At 56.4% G+C, this 2,427-nt stretch carries 1 protein-coding gene and 1 pseudogene; both read left to right on the top strand.

Annotated elements, in window-relative coordinates:
- Positions 1 to 114 precede the first annotated feature (114 nt).
- Positions 115 to 591, top strand: a pseudogene (locus tag IWX89_RS18240) (DNRLRE domain-containing protein); the annotation flags it as partial.
- Between the two features lie 125 nt (positions 592 to 716).
- Positions 717 to 2,039: a hypothetical protein gene (locus IWX89_RS18245; protein WP_196904953.1), complete on the top strand. Its 1,323-nt coding sequence runs from the start codon at positions 717 to 719 to the stop codon at positions 2,037 to 2,039.
- Positions 2,040 to 2,427 lie beyond the last annotated feature (388 nt).

Below are 2,427 nucleotides of genomic sequence, written 5' to 3' on the forward strand. Positions count from 1 at the left end.
CGGGGTGATTCACATTCCCGAGTTGACTGCGGCATAATCAGAAAACACTGACCTGCACGGTGACGAGGAATTACACCACCCAGCGGGACGTGACCAAGCAGCGATACGTACGTTCAGGGTGGTTCACTGAAGGATGCGAATTTGAGCACTTCCTGGGACCTATATGTGCGCCACAACGACCTGTATCCCGAATTCGATCGATACGCGTACATGTCGTTCGACCTCGCAAAAATCGACGCGACCATAATTCAGTCTGCGGAGCTGCACTTCACCGCGGCAATTACTGAATCAGGGGGCACGGAAATCGGCCTAAATGCCCGTGCCTTGACCCAACCTTGGAGCTCCTCGACCGTTACGTTCGCAACGAGACCGGCTATGGGATATCTGGCGGGGACGACAACAATAGACAACATCAAGCAGGTTCGAACCATGGATGTAACCGAATTTGTTCGCAGTAATGCGGGGAAGATCGCGAGCCTTGGATTCACAGAAGACAATCCACCAAACGGACTGGGCTTTGTCGCATCAATCAGCAGTCTCCGATCATCAACGAAACCGTTCTTGGTAGTTCAAACACTTCCAGTTGGCTAACCGCCACCAACTCACCATCGTCAGCCGGGATGGCCGGTAGGCTAGGCAGCAGTCGTTACGGGGCGAGTGAATTTGCCAACGTCGAAGGCCAAGAGGCCGAAAAGCCAGTAAGTGAGATCAAGCCGATGCAGTTCACGCTCTGGCTAGCGACGAGTCTCGGTTTCGGCCTCCTTGCAGTTCGCTTTCACCATCACGCGATCAAAGTCGTGCTGTTCCTTGCCACAGCTGTTCCCTACGTCGCGTCCGACCTGGTCACAGGCTACTCGGGAGGCTTTCTTGACCTCCACCCCGCAACGTGGTTCGCTCTTTTCGCCTTCATCGTCGCCTCTCTCATCCGGCCCCGCGAGGTGCTGAAGCTGATTGGGCGAGATCCGGTACCGAATTTCCTCATGGCTACCGTCCTTTCGATTGTCGTGGCCACAGTAGTTGTGCGCGACGGATCGTCGGGACTCTCCCTTATCGCCAATCAAATGGTCGTACCGTACGCGGTATTCCTTTGGGCGCGGTTCGAGATTAGACGCGACAGTAGATTTGGCGCTTCGCTAGCTCGCTTTGTCGTTGGTCTTGGCGCCATAGAAAGCGCGCTAGCTCTATTTCAATGGGCCACGAAGACAACACTCTTCTTCACAACGCAGATGTCCACTTATGGATGGTACCGACTCAATGTCAGGCAGTTCGGAACTCTCGACCATCCGTTGACGCTTTCCCTCTTGCTGGCTATCTGCATTCCGCTGTCCGTCAACATCAGACGCGCCTACTTCCAAGTCCCCGTGGTCGTACTTCTTCTCATCGGAGTCCTTCTAACTGAATCGCGGACGGGTCTACTCCTCGCAGCCGCTGGCCTTGCATTCCTCCTCTTGCGTAAACAAGCGTCGGTGAAGACTCGAATCGCGGCATGCGGCGCGCTGGGACTCGGGCTCATCCTGTTTTTCCAGAGCAGCTTGGCAGAAGGCATCGCTGCAAGACTCGACAACGACAATGGATCGGCAAACGCGCGATCGCTGGCGCTCAAATTCTTCTTCGAGAACGTCTGGCACTACTTTCTGGGCGGTGACGGAGTCGGATCTAGCTTTGAAACATCCTCGAACGGTGGACTGGCCACGTCGCTTGAAAGCCCTGTTCTCATGTATGCCTTGGACTTCGGGCTGCTCGTGACCCTCATCTACTTCGGTGTTCAGCTTGTACTGGTTCTACGCTGGAAACGCGGTTGGACTGCGACATCGGGGGCCCGGGCGGGTGCCCTATTCGCTGTCCTTAGCATTCAGACCTATAGCTCGGTGGCAACCGAATCAGCCGCGGCGCTCCTCGTCTGGGCCGTCATCGGGATCGCTACTCTGTCGTTGACCCAAGAAGATAATCCGGAGAGTCCGAACGCACACACAAGGGGTAGGAGAATACACTCAGGCCAGTTTGGGCAAAAGCGAGCGACTCCAGGTCAGCCAGATTGACGGGCCATCGGGCTGTTCTGGGAGTGCTGCTGTGACCCCCGCATCTCAGCTGCACCGGTCTCTGGCAGTCGTATTGATCGTATTTTGTCTGTTCGGCTGTTCACAGGGGAAAAGGATAGCTCCACCCGCCCCGGAGGCGAACGCTCCGGGCACCCTCCTAAGCTCACCGCTCGTACAGCCCAAAGCACAGACAGAAAGCGAGCTCCTTGACCTCAATGCCTGCAGCGTTCTAGTTCACCTTCGGGATGGTCTGGTCGGTCTGGAACCCGATCAACGCGCGCAACACATCTCGGGTGGCGAGTAGCGCTTGATGGTAGCGCCAGTCCGGCGAGTTGGTAGCAAGTTTCCAGGAACACGGTAGCGACCCCGGGGTGTGTACTGCTCTGCT

The organism is Cryobacterium sp. MP_M3 (assembly GCF_015752155.1).
Lineage (GTDB): Bacteria > Actinomycetota > Actinomycetes > Actinomycetales > Microbacteriaceae > Cryobacterium.